At 69.1% G+C, this 3,017-nt stretch carries 4 protein-coding genes; all 4 read right to left on the reverse strand.

From position 1 onward, the window contains the following. Nucleotides 1–27 precede the first annotated feature (27 nt). Nucleotides 28–747 (reverse strand): phosphate regulon transcriptional regulator PhoB, encoded by a 720-nt coding sequence (gene phoB, locus HUK84_RS13795; protein ID WP_176640801.1) that lies wholly within the window; start codon nucleotides 745–747, stop codon nucleotides 28–30. Between the two features lie 45 nt (nucleotides 748–792). Then, nucleotides 793–1,488: a phosphate signaling complex protein PhoU gene (gene phoU, locus HUK84_RS13800; protein ID WP_176640802.1), complete on the reverse strand. Its 696-nt coding sequence runs from the start codon at nucleotides 1,486–1,488 to the stop codon at nucleotides 793–795. Between the two features lie 19 nt (nucleotides 1,489–1,507). Further along, nucleotides 1,508–2,305, reverse strand: coding sequence for a phosphate ABC transporter ATP-binding protein PstB (pstB, locus tag HUK84_RS13805; RefSeq protein ID WP_176640803.1), 798 nt, complete (start codon nucleotides 2,303–2,305; stop codon nucleotides 1,508–1,510). Nucleotides 2,306–2,357: 52 nt separating this feature from the next. Continuing rightward, the coding region (gene pstA / locus HUK84_RS13810) for a phosphate ABC transporter permease PstA (protein ID WP_176640804.1) at nucleotides 2,358–3,017 on the reverse strand (660 nt) is incomplete at its 5' end.

The raw sequence follows: 3,017 nt of genomic DNA on the forward strand, positions 1-3,017 counted from the left end.
CGACCCCAGCCCCCGCCGCGCGGCGGTTCAGGCGCGCGGATCATCCAGCGCATAGCCGGCGGCACGCACGGTGCGGATGATGTCGGCCTCGCCCGGCCCGTTGAGGATCAGCCGCAGGCGGCGGATATGCACGTCCACCGTCCGCAGTTCGACATGCACCCCGCGTTCCCACACGCGCTGCAGCAGGTCTTCGCGCGAGAAGACCTGGCGCGGATGGCGCAGGAAGAATTCCAGGATGCGATATTCGGTGGGGCCCAGGGTCAGGGTGCGGCCGTTGCGCTCGGCGCGATGGGCCACCGTATCCAGCGTCACGTCGGCGAAGCGCAGCAGGTTGTCGGCCGGCGGCGCGCGGCGCAGCAAGGCGCGGATCCGCGCCTGCAGCGCCTCGATGCTGCAGGGCTTGGTCACGTAATCGTCGGCGCCGGTGTCCAGGCCGCGAATATTGTCGGCCTCTCCCGCGCGGGCGGTCAGCATGATGATCGGCAGGGTGCGCGTCGCCTCCTGGTCGCGCAGGCGGCGGCAGACATCCAGCCCCGACAGGCCGGGCAGCATCCAGTCCAGCACCATCAGGTCCGGCCGGCGGGCCGCGACGCGGGCCAGCGCCTCGGGCCCGTCCTCGGCCGCGCCGACCTCGTAGCCCAGCTTTTCGAGGTTGTAGCGCAGCATCATCAGCAGCGCCTCGTCATCCTCGACGACCAGGATATAAGGCGTGCGCGCGCTCTCCCGTCCGTCGCCCCTGTCCGTCATTGCCCCCGACACGTCTCCTCCTTCGTCAGATCGTCCGTCAGATCGTCAAACCGCGGGACCGCCGCGCGGACGCACGACGGGCAACTGGTCGCCGGTGGTGGCGTAATAGACGCGCTCGGCGATATTGGTGGCATGGTCGCCGATCCGTTCCAAATTCTTGGCGATGAACAGCAGATGCGTGCAGGACCGGATGGTACGCGGATCTTCCATCATATAGGTCACCAGCTCGCGGAACATGGCGGTATACAGCTCATCGACCGCGGTATCGGACTGCCAGACCTCGATCGCCCCCTCGCTGTCCTGCTGGGCCATCGCGTCGATCGCCCGGCGCAGATTCTCCTGCACCATCCGGCCCATGGTGCGCAACCCGCCCACCGACATGCGCCCGTCGCCCGGATCCAGCTTCAGCGTACGCCGGGCGATGCTGGCGGCGCAATCGCCGATCCGCTCCAGGTCGCCGGTGATCTTCATCGCCGACACGATCTCGCGCAGGTCGCCGGCCATCGGCGCGCGCAGCGCCAGCAGCCGGATCGCCAGCGCCTCGACGTCGCGTTCCAGCGCGTCGACCTGCGGATCGCATTCGGACGCGGCCATGGCCGCTTCCTCGTCCCGGTCGACGATGGCCGCCATGGCCTGCGCCATCTGGCTTTCCACGATGCCGCCCATCCGCGCCATCATCGCCCGGATCTGCCCCAGCTCCTGCTCATAGGAGCTGACGGTATGCGCCTGTTCCTTGACCACGCTGCCCCTCCTTCCCGTATCAGCCGAAGCGGCCGGTGATGTAGTCCTGGGTGCGGCGCTCACGCGGGGCGGTGAACATGCGGTCGGCATTGTCCACCTCGACCAGTTCCCCCAGGTAGAAGAACGCCACGCGGTCCGCGCAGCGCGCCGCCTGCTGCATGTTGTGCGTCACAATCGCGATCGTGAACTCCGCCTTCAGCTCGTCCAGCAATTCCTCGATCCGCGCCGTCGAGATCGGGTCCAGCGCGCTGGTCGGCTCGTCCAGCAGGATCACCTCGGGCCGCGTCGCGATCGTCCGCGCAATGCACAGCCGCTGCTGCTGCCCCCCCGACAGCGCCGTCGCCGACGTCCCCAGCCGATCCTTCACCTCGCCCCACAGCGCCACCCGCCGCAGCACGTCCTCGACCCGCGCATCCATCTCCGGCCGCGTCAGCGTCTCGTGCAGCCGCACCCCGAACGCGATGTTCTCGTAGATCGACATCGGAAACGGCGTCGGCTTCTGGAACACCATCCCGATCCGCGACCGCAGCACGTTCAGGTCCATCTCCGGCGACAGGATGTTCCGCCCGTCGAACGTCACCTCCCCCGTCGCCCGCTGCCCGGGATACAGATCATACATCCGGTTCAGCACCCGCAGCAGCGTCGACTTGCCGCACCCCGACGGGCCGATCATCCCCGTCACCCGCCGCGCAGGAAAATCCAGCGTGATGTCCCGCAGCGCCCGGTGCGCCCCATACCAGAAATCCAGCCCACGCACCGAAAGCGCCGGCGCCGCGGCATCCGCCGCCGGCACGTCCTGCATCACCCCGTCCCTCATTCCCTGATTTCCTATCGGGCCCTGATGTCCCATCGGCGCACCGTCCATGGCCCTACTGCCCCGCGCCCAGCCGCCGGTGCCACATCCGCACCACCACGTTCAGCACCAGCACCCCCGCCGTGATCAGCAGCGCGCCCGTCCAGGCCAGTTGCACCCAGTCGTCATACGCCGACCCCGCATATTGATAGATCGCCACCGGCAGGCTGGCCATCGGCGCGTCCAGCGACAGCGACCAGTTCATGTTCCCCAGCGAGGTGAACAGCAGCGGCGCCGTCTCCCCCGACACCCGCGCCACCGCCAGCAGGATCCCCGTCAGCACCCCGGCCCGCGCCGCCCGCAGGCACACCTGCAGCACGACCCGCCATTTCGGCGCCCCCAGCGCATAGGCCGCCTCGCGCATCGTCAGCGGCACCAGCCGCAGCATGTCCTCGGTCGTCCGCACCACCACCGGCACGAACAGCATCGCCAGCGCAACCGCCCCCGACAGGCCCGAAAAATGCCCCACCGGCGCCACCAGCGCCAGATACACGAACAGACCCACCAGGATCGACGGCGCCGACAGCATCATGTCCGACACGAACCGCACCACCGCCACCACACGCCCGTCGGTCGCGTATTCCGACAGGTAGATCCCCGTCAGCAGCCCCACCGGCGTGCCGATCGCCGCCGCCAGCCCGGTCTGCACCAGGCTGCCCGCGATCGCGTTCGCCAG

Origin of the sequence: Nguyenibacter vanlangensis (genome assembly GCF_013376155.1) — a bacterium.
In the GTDB taxonomy this organism is placed as follows: Bacteria; Pseudomonadota; Alphaproteobacteria; order Acetobacterales; family Acetobacteraceae; genus Gluconacetobacter; species Gluconacetobacter vanlangensis.